Consider the following 13,859-nt stretch of genomic DNA (forward strand, 5'->3'; position numbering starts at 1 on the left):
CGGGTTATGGGACATCCGCGCGCGAATGCCCCAATCTCCCAAATTCACTCTTAATTATGCTAACTTGTTCAAAGCTTCTTCCAGAGACTTCATATACTCCCCATACTTTGCCCAGTCTCCATTTTTCAGCGCATCCTGCGCTTTATCATAGCTTTCAGATGCCTGTTTAATCCAGTCAGCTGTAGTTTTTTCGGAGCTGCTCTGACCTCCATTCTGGTTGTCATCGCCATTGTTATCCACAGGTGCCTTTGTACCGGTTCCCTCTCCAAACAATGCTTCCAAAGCTTCCGCTAAGGTTTCCTCGTAAGCAATCTTGTCATCATAAGCAACAATAACACGTTTTACTTCCGGAATTGCGGAGTTTTCAGCCTCCAGATAAACCGGCTCCAGATAAAGCAGTGAAGACTCAATCGGAATGACGAAGAGGTTTCCTCTCTTATATGTCGTGCCTCTGGAACTCCACAGCGTAAAGTCACTGGAAATTTCAGGATTCTGGTTAATCTGCGCTTCAATCTGCATCGGACCGTATACAGTCTTGCTCTTCGGGAAGCTGTACAGCACCAGTTCACCGTAATGTTCGCCATCGTTTCTTGCCACCATCAAAGCAGTCATGTTCTGCTTTGACTTCGGTGTGAATGGCAGAGAGTTAAAGAACTCAGCGCTGTTCTCGCCCGGCAGTTTTGCGATATAGTAATTCGGCGACATCTTCTGCTGATCCTGTCCATAGATTTCATCAGCGATATCCCAAACGTCTTCGTTCTGGTAGAATACCTTTACGTCTTCCATGTGGTAACGGCTGTATACGCCTGCCTGAATTGCAAAGAGGGTGTTCGGATATCTGATATGAGCTACCAGGCTTTCCGGCATTTCATTCAAATCCTTAAACAGCGCCGGATAAATCTTCTGGAACGTCTTTGCAATCGGATCGGTGTCATCTACAATGTAGAAGTTTACATCGCCGTTATATGCGTCGATGACTACTTTTACAGAATTTCTGATATAGTTGATATCTCCATTCTTACCAGAATATGGCTCAGAATACGGATAGTAGGAGCTGGTAGTGTAAGCATCCAGCATCCAGTAAACCTTGCCGTCCGCAATCACTGCATACGGATCTTCCTCGTAACTCAGATACGGCATGATTTTCCGTACGCGATCCATCACGTTTCTGTTGATGATGATTCTGGAATCACTCTTAATATTGGAAGAAACCAAAAGTTTCATGCTCTGCTCTTTGATGGCAAACATAACACGGTTGAGCATATTCAGCTTGATGCCGGCTTCTCCCTCGTACTTGTTGTACTGGTTGGCGCTTCCGTCAGGATAGTCAAATTCTTCTTCGCTGGTGTTGACCAAAATGTAGTCGTTGGTCATTTCGCCGAAGTAAATTTCAGGGCGCTCCACAGAGATTTCCTCGATGGAGGACTGCGGCGGAATGTTCTTAATCAGAACGTCGGGCTGACCGCTCTGGGTTACTGCGTCTACTCTGGACAGCGCGATACCGTAACCGTGGGTGTATTTCAAGTGTCTGTTGAGCCAAGTATCCTGAATCTTTTCTTTGTCAATTTCTCTAGTGGACAGATAGGTCTGGGTATATTCCCCGTTTACCATATATCTGTCTACGTCAACATCGTTGAATTTGTAGTACTGTCTGATACTCTGCGTCTGATTATAGAAAGTGTTTACAGGTTCATAGTCGTTAATACGAATATTTTCAATAGTTTCAGAGTTTCCTGCAATATCCTCGCTGGTCAGAGAATTGTCTGCATCGAATGATTTTACGGAAACATTGTCAAGCTGGTAAGCATACTGAGTATACTCAATATTTCTTTCCAGATATTTGGATTCCTTGTTAATCTCGTCCGGCGACACAATGAAGTTCTGCACCAGATAGCTTGCTCCGGTTCCCAGCGCACCAATCAGAATCATAATCACTGGAATCGTGAAAATTTTTCTGAACTGCTTCTTTTTGATGTGAATGATTACAGTAATTGCACCCAGCACCGCCAGTACGCAAAGAGCTCTGTAGACCCAAAGGGTAATATTTACATCGGTAAATCCAGCGCCGTATACTGCACCTGTATGGGTGTGGAGCAAGTCAAACTGCTTCAGGAAGAAGTTGATTCCAACCATCAGGAAGAATACTACGCCCAAGAAGGTCAGCTGACCGGAGGCAATGTGCAGAAGCTGCTTAAAATTGTTGTCGTCAAACTGTTTCTTTGGTTTTGCCGCTCTCGGCTGTGCCTTCTTTCCGGTAAAAGCTTCAAAAATTTTGTCAAACGGACTGTTACCGCCCATGCCGGAGAACGGGTTGTCTCCGCCGTCATAGCGTTCTTCACTGTCAAATTCAGGCTCCTGTTGCGGAGTCTCCTCTTCCTTAAACATATCCGGCGTATGCACGGACAGCAGGATAGAGTAGTAAATCACGGTAACTACAATAATCAGAAGCACCATGCCGATAAACATTTCGTTGAGCTGTTTTAAGAAATTCAGCTGGAAAATATAGAACGAAATGTCAATATGGAATAACGGGTCTTTGATATCGAACCCCGTTGCGTTAGCAAACTGCAAAATCTCAAACCACAAACTGCTTACTGCATAGAATGCGGAGAACAGCCCGAACGCCGCCGAGATCAGTGTCGTATAACGTCCCAGCTTCTTCATATCAGTTGCTTCGTGAGATGCAATCTTATTAAAATAGCCTTTTTTCAGCATTCTCAGATAGAAATTCATGATTAGTGTTAAAATCACAAAAATCGGAATACCCACTTCGAGTTCGGTCGTCAGTTGTTTCAGGAATACACTCACATATCCCATTTCTTTAAACCACAGCCAGTCCGTAATAAAGTTTATCAGTAATAAGAATAAGGCTAAAATAATTACGATAAACATGATGATTACGCTAAGCCGTCGCTGCCCTTTTGCGTTTTTCTTGTTCAAAATTAGTCCTCCTAAATTGTTTTGATTTCTACAATCTGCATAGTCTTATTGACCGGCTCCATGTAGACAATCTGCTTTTCTGTAAATTCTTCGCTTGTACTGCTGTCAACTTTGACTACAGAAACATAAACGTAAAATCCCGCTCCACCGGCACGGATATCTCCAATAGCCAGCTTATTGATTCCGTATGAAACATCTTCGCTTTCGTTCATCTCCTGTATCTCAGAATAAAGTGCAGAAGTCTCATCTACAAAATCCAAAACGTCTTCGTTCTTTCCATTTATTTTGTCTACCCAAGCGGAGTAGAACTGGATCACTGTGCCTATGATTTCACCTCCATAGGTTACAGAATTTCCTTCATCATCTGTGTACCATGGCTTATCGGCAAAGGTATACGCATTGCTGAAGCCCTCAAAACCATAGTCGTTCCCATCTTCAAACAACAAATTCTGGTCCTCTTCGCAAACTGCAATATTAGTCCCCAGCCCTTTCTTCGCTTCGATAAGCTGTGCAATTTCACTAGCCGTTGGTACCGGTTCTTGCGGTGGCTCCTCTTCTTGGGTTTCTCCCGCAAAAATACCAAGAATCTGGTGATAGCCGTTGTCAATCATCTTGCCAGCTGCCGAGTCCGGTGCAAAATGCAGAACTCCTATCGCTATCAAATCCAGTACGATAAAAATGCAAAGGAAAATTCCAATTACTTTTAGGACCTTTCCTTTCTTTTTTGGCGCTTCCGCAGCAGCATCATCGTCGTCATCAGCGCCAAAGACATCGTAAAAAGTAAGCCTTGATCGGTCTTCTTCTGCTTTCTTTTCCGCAGTCCTGCTGGGGGGAAGCTGCGATGCAGCGTCACCTTCTTCCTGCGCAAGTTCTTCCAGGGTCGGCACTTCATCGGTGTGAAATGTCTCTGCCTCTGCAAAGCCCGTCTCAACCGCCGGCTGCGGTACTACCTGCGGCTGATCAAGTTCAAGATATCCTTCCGGCGTTCTCGCCAGCTCAACTCCAATGTAGGAATCCTCCTGAGACTGATCCTCTATAGGGAAGACTTCCGTTCCCTCCTGCTCAGTCTCGGCTTCCGGTTCCGCAGAATCGCTCTCCCACCACAATTCCTCTTTTGATTCTTCTATTTTTTCGGTAACTGCTTCGGTAAACGCTTTGTCGCCAGGCAGTGTCCAGTCAAATTCCTCATGTCTGCTTTCCTTGGTAGTTATCGGCTGCTCTTCACGTACCGTCTCTGCCTCCTGCTCTGCGATAAAGCTGGGAACAAAATCCTGCCCACTCTGAATCCGCTCATATTCCTGATCTAAAAGCGCTTGAAAAGCTGCATTCTTTTGATTGAAAGTATAGAACTTATCTATTCCGTCTGCCTTGCCCGCGCCTCTGTCCATTACACGGGTCGGCTCCTGTGCTTCAAAGGTGCCCATCTCCGCAAACAGCCGCTCCGGTTCAACGGCTTCATCACCTGTGGTTTTGACAGATTCCGGCTCTGCTGTCTCTTCAGTCTCTTTTTCTGGCGCTTCTGCCGCTTCCTCTGCTGCTTCCGCCCGCTGCTCACTCTGCGCAAGTTCTCTAGCAAAAAGATTACGCTGTTTTTCTTCTAATACTGAATCCCAATTGAAGTCGATATCCTCGGTCTTTTTATTGTCTGTCGGGTACCCATCCAGATCCCAGTCAAAGCGTTCTGGTGCAACACTTCTCCTGATCATCACTTCTTCTGTTTTCGCTGCCTGTGCATCGGTCTGCTTAAAGGCAGGCACGAACGCATCTTCGCCTTCTTCGACTCTGGTGCCGCACTTGCTGCAGAACTTGTCGTCAGTGCCCAGCAGTTTTCCACATTCTTTACAATACATCGCTGCCTCCTACCAAACTCTATTCTTTATTCTTTGATTTGTTCTTCTAATTCTTCTATGGTGTACGTTTTTCCTTTTTTTGAAACACAGCAATCTCTACTAAAATACTTCTTAGGTGCCTGTTGCTCGTCAAAAGTTGCAGCCGTCTCAGCCATCTCTGCTGCTTCCGCTGCCCTGGTCAAAATCTGCTCTGTCGAAGGTGCTTTCTCTGTCAGAGAGATTGCCTCGCAGGTGCCTTTGTCTGCTGTTCTGTTATCTATGTATATGACTTCGGATTTCTTTTCTTTCAGACTGCTGACCGCCGCGCTGATCTCGCTGACCGTATCATTGAGTTCGGAAAGCAGCTGTCGTTTCTTCTTTGCATGCAGCGTCGCCCGCATCAGCAGCACTGCGGCAAGCACGGCCAAACCCAGCACCATCAAAATCTCGATTGTCACTTGATGATTCATCATAAAATTCCCGAATTTTCCGATTGCATTCATCGCTTCTCCTCCTGATAGACTTCATAATATTATACACTAAAATTCCAGCGATAGCAAACGATATAGGCGATTTTTTCAACTTTTTCCCCACAAAACCATACAAAAAGAGCCGGATTCACAGGCTCTTTCATTTGAGAGATGATCAATCCGACTCTTTCCGCTTGCACAGAGATTAATATTCGTTCTTTTCTGCGTTGTTTCTCTGATCAGAATTCTTCTGGTTCTTCTGGTTATTCTTGTTGTTCTGCTTGTTGTTTTTCTGGTTATTCTTTTCCATGGTTTTCACCCTCCTTTTATTTGTCAGGCTTAGTGTGCGCACCCATAAAAAAATTATAATTGGAAAATCTTGCACTTTGCTGATAAGTGGCGTAAAATGAGGAGTAATCTTTTTAGAAAGGACAACTGCTATGCTGGCGAATTTACTTTTTTGTCTCAATGCGACTATTCCTCTGTTTCTACTGCTGGTGCTGGGCATGGTTTTTACAAAATTTAAGATATTCGATGAAGTATTTGTTGCAAAGCTGAACAGCTTCGTCTTTCAAATTGCTTTGCCGGTGCTGGTCTTCTATGATTTATGCAGGGAAGATTTTTACAGCCTGTGGGACGGCAGGTTTGTGCTTTTTTGCTTTACCGCAACAGCTCTTTCCATCGCGTTGACCGCCGCAATTGCCTTTCTTCTGCCAGACAAATCCACGCGCGGCGAATTCATTCAAGCCGCCTATCGCAGCAGTGCGGCAATTCTCGGCATCGCACTCATTCAAAATCTGTACGGAAGCAGCGGCATGGCTCCGCTGATGATTATCGGCTCAGTTCCCCTTTACAATATCATGGCAGTGGTGTTTTTGTCTTTCTTCCAACCAGCTCACGGTACACTAGACAAAAAACGGCTGGCATCCGCCGGAATCGGTATTCTGAAAAATCCCATCCTTTGGGGCGTGCTGCTAGGTTTATTCTGGGCACTTTTAAATCTGCCGATGCCGCAAATTTTAGACAGAACACTGGAAAATATTGGTCGTCTTGCTACGCCACTGGGACTACTTTCCATGGGCGCCGCCTTTGACATAAAAAAAGCGCTGAAAAGCGCTAAATCTGCGGGTCTCGCCGCATTTATCAAATTAATCGGACTAGGTCTTATCTTCGTGCCCATTGCCGTCTTCATGGGATTTACGGGGAATAAACTAGTTTCCATCCTCATCATGTGCTGTTCTTCTACCACGGTCAGCAGCTACATCATGGCAAAAAACATGGGTCACGAAGGTACCCTAACCAGCAGCACCATTATGCTGACTACTTTTTTCCTTGCATTTACCCTAACAGGCTGGCTTTTCGTCCTGAAAACTTTAGGTCTGCTATAAAAGCTGCGCTGACACCTCATCTCTTAGGGGAATCGAAGGCGCTGCGCCCTCTCTGCCCACGGCAATAGAAGCCGCCTTTGATGCAAGGTCGAGGCATTCTGAAACCCTTTTGCCCTCCATCATTGCCGCAATAAAATATCCCGTAAAAGTATCTCCTGCTGCAGTCGTATCCACCACTTCCACCGGATAAATAGGCTGTCTACACTCTACACTTTCATCGCGATAGCATGCTCCATCTCCGCCCAAGGTCAAAACCACCTTTGCCTGTGAATACAGCCGCGCCAGTTCCTGCAAAATTGCTGCAGGCTCTTTTTTTCCTGTAATCTGTTCTCCCTCCACTTCGTTGAGCAAAAACATGGAAATTTTGCTGAAATCACAAAACTTTAAGTTATCATCGAAAGGCGACGGATTGAGTATGATTTTCATGCCCCGCTCATAGGCTTTGTCAATGATAACATGTAGGAGATTGACCTCGTTTTGTAGCAATAAAACGTCTCCCTCTCCAAAAGATTCCAAAACCTGGTTTATGTAATGCTCGGTCAATAACCGGTTTGCTCCGCCATAGAGTAGAATACAGTTCTGACCGCTTTTGTCCACCTGAATGATGGCATGACCAGTTTTGCCCGGCAGGGTTTTGATATATGAAGTCTCCACACCGGCTTCCTCCAACGCCTGCAAGAGCATAGCCCCATCCTCTCCAATGCACCCTGCATGATAAACCTCTGCCCCTGCTTTTGCAAGAGCGATGGACTGATTTAGACCCTTGCCACCGCAAAAGGTTTCAAGTCTTGTAGACGCCAGAGTTTCACCAGGAGTCACCATGTGTTCTACATGATAAACATAGTCCAGATTCAAAGAGCCAAAATTCAATATTTTCATCTACAAAACTCCTCTACAAACCAGTTTTCAAATTTTTCTGCGTCCACCTCAGTGCAGACGTTGATATTTGCTGCTTTTTCTCCATTGCGCACGGCACGAAAATCAGAAACCGTCGTACCTGCCGCCACCCCTTCTGTGGCAACTTCAATAGACATCATTTCTGTTTTGAAAAACTCCGGGTGCAAAAGATATGCAATGGTGCAGGCGTCGTGAACAATCAGTCCCGTGTCAAGGCTACCACCTCTATAATGTTCAAAGAGGGAAAACAACATGTGCCCCGCAGGACCGCTTTTATCAATGCGCTCTGCCGCCGGTCTATGAAGCAGGGCAAGTCTTGTCACATTAAGCCCCAGCATGGTAATAGGCACACCAGATTCAAAAACAATAGCTGCCGCATGGGGATCATTATAAATATTAAATTCAGCCGTAGAATTGGTATTTCCTCCGCTAAGACCTCCGCCCATGGTGACAATTTCGGCAATCTTTGTTTTTACCTCCGGATACAGTCTGAACAAAATGGCGATATTGGTGTGGGTGCCGATTACCACCAGCGTAACCTTTTCCTCGCTTGCCATAATCATCTCGCGCATAGCTTCTACTGCGTGCTTTTCCAACGGTTTTCTCTGTAACGGTGGAAAATCAAAACCGTCCATTCCGGTGAGCCCATGAATTTCCGGACACGGTTCCAGCGTCCGCATTAAAGGCTGCCCGCAGCCCTTGGCAACAGGAATATCCACATCTAAAAACTCGGTCAGTTTCAGGGCGTTGGCAGTAGTTTTCTCGACTTCCACATTAGCGCCTACAGTGCTCAAAAGTCGTACATCTAAACTTGGATTTCTGATGGCAATGACAATTGCTGCTGCATCATCAATGCCCGGATCAGTATCAAAAATAATCGGTCTTGGGTTCATCATAAGGTTCTCCTTTCTGGATTTTAGTTGTATTCCGCGTAATTTACGGCAGCAGGTATGGATCGTCAATCTCCAGCATTTCCAAAAGCCGCAGCACAGTTTCTTTGACCTGCGGCCGCGTGTTGAAATAGCCGAAAGAAAACTGCGCCACGCCGTTTTCCACGCCGATTAAAATATCTTTTTCTTTCATATAGTCACGAATTTCCTCCGCCGTGAATCCCTCTGCCGTAATGCAAATAGTCGGCAGTCTATCTCCCGGACCGTAGTCACCGTGGACTTTGACAGAGTTCATAGCTTTAGCAGATTCAAAAAATCTCTTCGCCAGTCTATGCGGCAGCATTGCGATGCCGTAAATGCCCGTTTCCAAAATAAATTCTATTGATTCAGCAAAGGTTTTCAGCGCTCTTTGCTGTGGACCTTCTATTTGGCTCGCCAGCGCCTGCAACGCTGTTTCATCCACTCCGTCTCTAAGACAGATTCCGCCGACACCAGAAGGTCCCATAAGCATTTTCTCACTGGTAATGCAGTAAACATCTACGCCTAGATTTTCAAGGTTTACATCGATTGCGCCTGCCGTCAGTCTGCCATCTGAAATGACAAGGACTTTGTGCCCTCTTGCAATAGAAGAAATCTTTTCCAGGTCAGCCACATTCCCCGTCAGGCTGCATCCATGGGCACAAACCACCGCACAGGTATCCTCTTCAATCAAATCTCCTAGAGTACTATACTGCAGTCTGCCGCAATGGTCTGCCTCCAGTCTGCTGATTCTGCACTCCAAATCGGAAAGCACCTGCAATGTATCCGCCTTCTCAAAAGCGCCGACAATCACATGTCCACCTCTTGGAACAAAGGCGCGCAAAACCGTTTCCATGGCAGCACTTCCGTCGTTTGTCAAATATATATTTTCTGGTCTTTTGCAGTGAAGCAGCTTTGCCGTCAGCTCCTTCGCCCGCTGGTCGCTGACTGGGTCCAAATCCCTCGCCGCCGGTTTGTGAATCGTCTTTTCGATGTTGTTCAAATAAATCATATAGCCTTCCTCTCTGTTCGCGCAGTTTCTATTAGCACTATTATATATGATTTTGCCGCTGTTGTCACGTCCACCGTCGCCTCTGCATCATTTCCCCTCAAAACTTCTCTCTTGGTGCACTTTTTCAGGGCCAAACGGTCGTAGCTGCACCATTTTTCAAAAAATCCGCTCTCATGGTGCGAAAATCACTTGCCGTACTCCATAGTTAAGCAATTTCACGTCTATACGGCTGAGGTTCACTGTCTATCCAATCACATTTTTGGAAGTCCCTGTAATATGCTGGAAATAATCAATTCTGCAATCCCCTTGTCCCGCACCATTGCCCTTGATTCTGACACAAATGGTGCAGATTTAGCTAATTCCAAAGAAAAAACTGCACCATTTGCTTATTTTTTTCGCAAAATGGTGCAAGAATCGTTAAATCATTATTCCCGTATAAACCCTGCGTCTTTTTCAAGCGCCTCAGCTTGGTCCGATACATACCGCTATAGTAACCATTTCCTTCCGAACATCAAAATACGGTCTCGCCCAAATATTTATCATGAGGTGCAATCAGGCATTTCTCAATAGATTTCCAATAGCTCTCGTAGAGCTTTTTCTGTGCTGTTCCATAGTTCTCCCTGGTGTCAAATTCCCAGTAAAGCATATACTTTACACTTTTTACAACCCGTTTGATTTCAAGGGGCGGCAAACCTTCTCTGATTTGTTCCATATCTATACGATGATTTCTTTTTACAAATCTAAGAAAAAGCAGTCCCTCCTGCTTCTTCAGAAAGTCCTCTGCCTTCGCCATGAGTTCCTCAAACTCCTCAACCTTTTGCGGCTTCACCTGATAAATGCAAATTTCTGTAAATGACATGGTATGCCTCCTTTTCTTAACTTCTATCCTGTTTCATCTTCCATCGGACAAAAATCTTCGTCAAAACAGCGATAATCACCACAACGCCCACAAGTCCGCCGTGAAGTAAAATTTCTGTGTACCATGGAGCTGACCGCATAGTATAAAGCTCCGGGCGGGTTTTGTAGTGCCAAAAGGTAAAGATTGTCTTTCCGGCAAAGACTCCGAGAAATGAATAAATTACTATGGTTGTAATTTGGTTTACTTTTTTTAACATGCAAATTTCTCCTGTTATTTTACTTTGAATTAGCAAATCTTGTCTAACGCCTTGCGATGATGCGCTGGAATTTCCTATCGGCTTGCTCGGCAAAGAATTTTGGAGTACAAATCTGACTTAAGTGGTAACATATCTTTTACTTTCAAGTGACCGCCATCTATACTCCCGGGGCCTTTTATTGTAAAATACGCCAATTTAGACGCTTTGTCCACAATATCGGGCGGCACATACCCCGACAAAATTCTGCCGTTTTGTTTCCATTATACTAGACAATCACTGCCAAATCATCATTTTTTTATTTATACGCATGCCATACCTTCCTGACTTTTCCTTCCTCTGTAGTAATCCTTTGCATCTCGAGCCCCTGCGATTTGATTACAGGCAAAGAAAAACAGACACCAAATGGTATCTGTTTTTCTGTATTGGTACACCCACAGGGGCTCGAACCCTGGACACCCTGATTAAGAGTCAGGTGCTCTACCAGCTGAGCTATGGATGCACATTATTCAGTTCAGTGCTCATTGGCACATTTGATATAATAACACTTTTGCAATAGCTTGTCAATGACTTTTTTTCTTTTTTCTCAGGCTGTCGTAGTTCCCCCAGTGCATATATTCACCAAAAGCTCCAAATATATGTACATGCACGTGCATATATTTGTGAAAACCATTTAAAATATGCAGATTCATAGTCAATATCCGGTCAACTTTCCGGCGGTCCACCTATAAATCTGCATATATTTCTTACTTTCTTCAAAAATATGCACAACCTGTCGGAAAAAACTGCATATTTTCGAGAAAAACACAGATTCTATGCACAGCAAGCCCCGGCACGTCCAGCCAACGCACGTCCAGCCAACGCCCGTCCGGACAGCCCACGAGTTCGCCCCCCAAAAGCTGCAGCAGTTGCAACAGTTACAGCAGTTCCAGCAGCTCAGAAAATTCTAAATCTCCTTCCGGGCACTTATGCTCTTCGGGATGTTCCTCTGCCATTTTGCGATATTTCACCATCATTTCAGCAAAAATCTCCGCTGAAGTCGGCGGCGTATAGCTGATTGTATTTGCCCCTGCCTGAATGGTTTCCAGAATCGTTTCATCCGTCGGTCCGCCTGTTGCGATAATCGGCACCTTCGGAAAATCCTTGCGAATGTGGCGCACCAGCTGCGGCGTCTTCGCTGCAGCAGATACGTTGAGAATATCCACTCCAGCTTTTAGCCTGGCATCAATGTCGGTTGAATCACTGACTACTGTTGCTACAATTGGAATATCAATTACTTTTTTTATCATTGCTACATTATCATTAGTCATAGGTGCATTGACAACTACGCCATATGCCCCCTGCGCTTCAGCGTCCTTTGCCATAATAGCAGCACGAAAGCCCTGCGTTGTGCCTCCGCCGATTCCGGCAAGAACCGGCACCGATGATGCATTGATAATTGCATCAGAGATAATCTGCTGCGGCGTAAAAGGATAAACGGCAAGAATCGCATCCGCATTACAGTTTCTGATAATAGCTATGTCTGTAGAAAACAGAACCGATTTGAGTCTTCTCCCCATGATTACAATGCCCTTGGCCTGCCAGATGACTTCCGGTATCTGTAAATATTTTGCTCTAAGCGTTCCACTAATTCTAGGTATTTCTTTTTCTCCCATGCTGAACCTCCTCCTTGAATGATACGTCAATTATACACCAGCAGGACGTCAATGTTCAATTATTTTTTCTTCATATTTTTTCCTAATTGTGTTATACTGGTGATACTTGCGATAAAATATAGAAAGGAGATTTTTTACTATGGTTTACAGATACAAAACTCAAGGCACCTGCGCCGGTTATATCGATGTGGAGGTCGAAAACGGAGTTCTGAAACAGGCCGTTTTTCACGGCGGCTGTAACGGTAATCTACAGGGAATCAGCAAGCTGGTTTCCGGCATGTCCGTCGACCAACTGAAAGAAACACTTTCTGGCATTCGCTGCGGATTTAAAGCAACGTCCTGTCCTGACCAGCTGGTAAAAGCAGTGGAAGCCGCTATTGCCCAGGAGGAAGCCAACTAAATATGACCGATTTTATGTGCAAACGTTTCGTGAAAAATCACGAAAATACGAAAGAGCCGCAAGTTCGAGAAGGGTATGGCAAGCTTGCCAGCGTAGTCGGCATTATTTCCAATGCCATCCTCTGCATTGCAAAAATTCTGGTAGGGCTGATTTCCGGAAGTATCGCCATCATCGCAGACGGTATCAACAATCTGGCAGATGCCTCTTCCTCCGTCATCACTTTGGCGGGGTTCAAACTCTCTGCTTTGCCCGAGGATGAGGAACATCCTTATGGTCATGCCCGCATTGAATATATCACCGGTATGATTGTTTCAGTTCTCATCGTTGTAGTCGGTGTGGAACTGATTAAATCCTCCATAGATAAAATTCTGCACCCGGAGCCGCTGGAGTTCAGCTGGTCTATGGTCATCGTGCTGCTCCTTGCAATTCTTTTGAAGGTCTGGCAGGCAATGTTCAACATCAAAATCGGTAAGAAAATCAATTCTGTCGCTTTAACTGCTACCGGAACAGACAGCCGCAACGATGTAATTTCGACCACTGCAGTGCTTTTCAGCATCATCATCGGCAAGATGGCAAATATCCAAATTGATGGATACATGGGCGTCCTTGTGGCGTTGTTCATCATCTGGTCCGGTATTGGACTCATAAAAGAAACATCCAGCCCGCTCTTAGGGGAAGCCCCTGACCCAGATCTGGTTGCCGCTATCAGCGAAATGGCTTCAGACTTTGACGGCGTACTGGGCATTCACGATTTGGTCGTTCACAATTACGGTCCCGGTAAAGTTTTTGCCTCCATCCATATTGAGGTGGACGCAAACGGCGATTTGATGGAAAGCCATGACATGGTGGACAATATCGAGCGGCAGCTATCTAAAAAGCTTCACATCGTACTTACTGCCCACATGGATCCAATCAAAGTCGATGATCCGATCGTAACCTTGATGCACGAAGTGACAACAAAAGTAACAGCCAGCCTGGACGGCGTATCCAACGTCCACGACCTGCGCGTAGTTCCTGGACCGACTCACACCAACATCATCTTTGATATCGTTGTAAATCCAAGCTGCAAGCTTTCCAACAAAGAAATACACCAGGCATTTACAGATGCGATCAAAGCCATCGACGAAAACTATTTTGTCGTCATCAACTTTGATAAGAACTATGTAAATCAAGTGTAGCAATATAAAGTACAATAAAAGAGACTGACTCACAAGGCATGCGCCCTGATATGTACCTGAGTTCAGTCTC

Annotated in this window: 12 protein-coding genes and 1 tRNA gene; 3 read left to right on the top strand and 10 right to left on the bottom strand. The window is 45.2% G+C overall.

Going from position 1 to position 13,859, the window contains the following annotated elements; all coding sequences use genetic code 11:
• Positions 1-54: 54 nt before the first annotated feature.
• From D1151_RS08075 to D1151_RS08085, 3 genes are read right to left on the bottom strand one after another with little or no spacing between them, the layout of a single operon-like run.
• A complete protein-coding gene (locus tag D1151_RS08075; RefSeq protein ID WP_243151182.1) occupies positions 55-2,940 on the bottom strand; it encodes a UPF0182 family protein in 2,886 nt (961 codons plus the stop codon).
• Between the two features lie 11 nt (positions 2,941-2,951).
• Entirely contained in the window at positions 2,952-4,790 is a 1,839-nt protein-coding gene (locus D1151_RS08080; RefSeq protein WP_161908552.1) for a zinc ribbon domain-containing protein, read from the bottom strand.
• A 26-nt stretch (positions 4,791-4,816) separates the two neighbouring features.
• Positions 4,817-5,272: a hypothetical protein gene (locus D1151_RS08085; RefSeq protein WP_161908553.1), complete on the bottom strand. Its 456-nt coding sequence runs from the start codon at positions 5,270-5,272 to the stop codon at positions 4,817-4,819.
• 407 nt (positions 5,273-5,679) lie between these two features.
• Between D1151_RS08085 and D1151_RS08090 the strand changes: the two genes are divergently transcribed.
• Positions 5,680-6,627, top strand: coding sequence for an AEC family transporter (locus D1151_RS08090; RefSeq protein WP_330588317.1), 948 nt, complete (start codon positions 5,680-5,682; stop codon positions 6,625-6,627).
• Here the strand turns inward: D1151_RS08090 and D1151_RS08095 are convergent.
• The 7 genes from D1151_RS08095 to D1151_RS08125 all read right to left on the bottom strand — a co-directional run bounded on the left by D1151_RS08095 (position 6,622) and on the right by D1151_RS08125 (position 12,211).
• Complete coding sequence (locus D1151_RS08095) at positions 6,622-7,506, bottom strand: ribokinase (RefSeq protein WP_160202533.1); 885 nt, start codon at positions 7,504-7,506, stop codon at positions 6,622-6,624. The two genes, D1151_RS08090 and D1151_RS08095, sit on opposite strands and share 6 nt — an antisense overlap.
• Positions 7,503-8,420 (bottom strand): ribonucleoside hydrolase RihC, encoded by a 918-nt coding sequence (gene rihC, locus D1151_RS08100; RefSeq protein WP_201759590.1) that lies wholly within the window; start codon positions 8,418-8,420, stop codon positions 7,503-7,505. Before rihC ends, D1151_RS08095 begins: the two co-directional genes overlap by 4 nt.
• 40 nt (positions 8,421-8,460) lie before the next feature.
• Positions 8,461-9,444 carry an aminotransferase class V-fold PLP-dependent enzyme gene (locus tag D1151_RS08105; RefSeq protein WP_161908554.1) on the bottom strand — a complete coding sequence of 328 codons (984 nt, stop codon included), beginning with the start codon at positions 9,442-9,444 and terminating at the stop codon, positions 8,461-8,463.
• Between the two features lie 511 nt (positions 9,445-9,955).
• On the bottom strand, positions 9,956-10,303 hold the full coding sequence (locus D1151_RS08110; RefSeq protein WP_160202530.1) for a hypothetical protein: 348 nt from the start codon (positions 10,301-10,303) through the stop codon (positions 9,956-9,958).
• Between the two features lie 16 nt (positions 10,304-10,319).
• Positions 10,320-10,559: a hypothetical protein gene (locus tag D1151_RS08115; protein ID WP_161908555.1), complete on the bottom strand. Its 240-nt coding sequence runs from the start codon at positions 10,557-10,559 to the stop codon at positions 10,320-10,322.
• Between the two features lie 423 nt (positions 10,560-10,982).
• Positions 10,983-11,058: transfer RNA gene (locus tag D1151_RS08120), tRNA-Lys, on the bottom strand.
• Positions 11,059-11,473: 415 nt separating this feature from the next.
• Positions 11,474-12,211 (bottom strand): hydrolase, encoded by a 738-nt coding sequence (locus D1151_RS08125; RefSeq protein WP_243151183.1) that lies wholly within the window; start codon positions 12,209-12,211, stop codon positions 11,474-11,476.
• Positions 12,212-12,350: 139 nt separating this feature from the next.
• Between D1151_RS08125 and D1151_RS08130 the strand changes: the two genes are divergently transcribed.
• Together D1151_RS08130 and D1151_RS08135 are read left to right on the top strand one after the other, a co-directional pair.
• The gene (locus D1151_RS08130) at positions 12,351-12,611 is read left to right on the top strand and encodes a TIGR03905 family TSCPD domain-containing protein (RefSeq protein WP_161908556.1); all 261 of its coding nucleotides are present in this window, start codon (positions 12,351-12,353) and stop codon (positions 12,609-12,611) included.
• 2 nt (positions 12,612-12,613) lie between these two features.
• A complete protein-coding gene (locus D1151_RS08135) occupies positions 12,614-13,789 on the top strand; it encodes a cation diffusion facilitator family transporter (protein ID WP_161908557.1) in 1,176 nt (391 codons plus the stop codon).
• Positions 13,790-13,859 lie beyond the last annotated feature (70 nt).

The sequence above is a fragment of the Emergencia sp. 1XD21-10 genome, assembly GCF_009936045.1.
In the GTDB taxonomy this organism is placed as follows: domain Bacteria; phylum Bacillota; class Clostridia; order Peptostreptococcales; family Anaerovoracaceae; genus Senimuribacter; species Senimuribacter intestinalis.

What these genes read in the sequence shown, in the direction of transcription:
- D1151_RS08080 (WP_161908552.1), bottom strand. Translation starts at nt 4,790, where the DNA reads ATGTATTGTAAAGAATGTGGAAAACTGCTGGGCACTGACGACAAGTTC.
- D1151_RS08085 (WP_161908553.1), bottom strand. Translation starts at nt 5,272, where the DNA reads ATGAATGCAATCGGAAAATTCGGGAATTTTATGATGAATCATCAAGTG.
- D1151_RS08090 (WP_330588317.1), top strand. Translation starts at nt 5,680, where the DNA reads ATGCTGGCGAATTTACTTTTTTGTCTCAATGCGACTATTCCTCTGTTT.
- D1151_RS08095 (WP_160202533.1), bottom strand. Translation starts at nt 7,506, where the DNA reads ATGAAAATATTGAATTTTGGCTCTTTGAATCTGGACTATGTTTATCAT.
- rihC (WP_201759590.1), bottom strand. Translation starts at nt 8,420, where the DNA reads ATGATGAACCCAAGACCGATTATTTTTGATACTGATCCGGGCATTGAT.
- D1151_RS08105 (WP_161908554.1), bottom strand. Translation starts at nt 9,444, where the DNA reads ATGATTTATTTGAACAACATCGAAAAGACGATTCACAAACCGGCGGCG.
- D1151_RS08110 (WP_160202530.1), bottom strand. Translation starts at nt 10,303, where the DNA reads ATGTCATTTACAGAAATTTGCATTTATCAGGTGAAGCCGCAAAAGGTT.
- D1151_RS08115 (WP_161908555.1), bottom strand. Translation starts at nt 10,559, where the DNA reads ATGTTAAAAAAAGTAAACCAAATTACAACCATAGTAATTTATTCATTT.
- D1151_RS08125 (WP_243151183.1), bottom strand. Translation starts at nt 12,211, where the DNA reads ATGGGAGAAAAAGAAATACCTAGAATTAGTGGAACGCTTAGAGCAAAA.
- D1151_RS08130 (WP_161908556.1), top strand. Translation starts at nt 12,351, where the DNA reads ATGGTTTACAGATACAAAACTCAAGGCACCTGCGCCGGTTATATCGAT.
- D1151_RS08135 (WP_161908557.1), top strand. Translation starts at nt 12,614, where the DNA reads ATGACCGATTTTATGTGCAAACGTTTCGTGAAAAATCACGAAAATACG.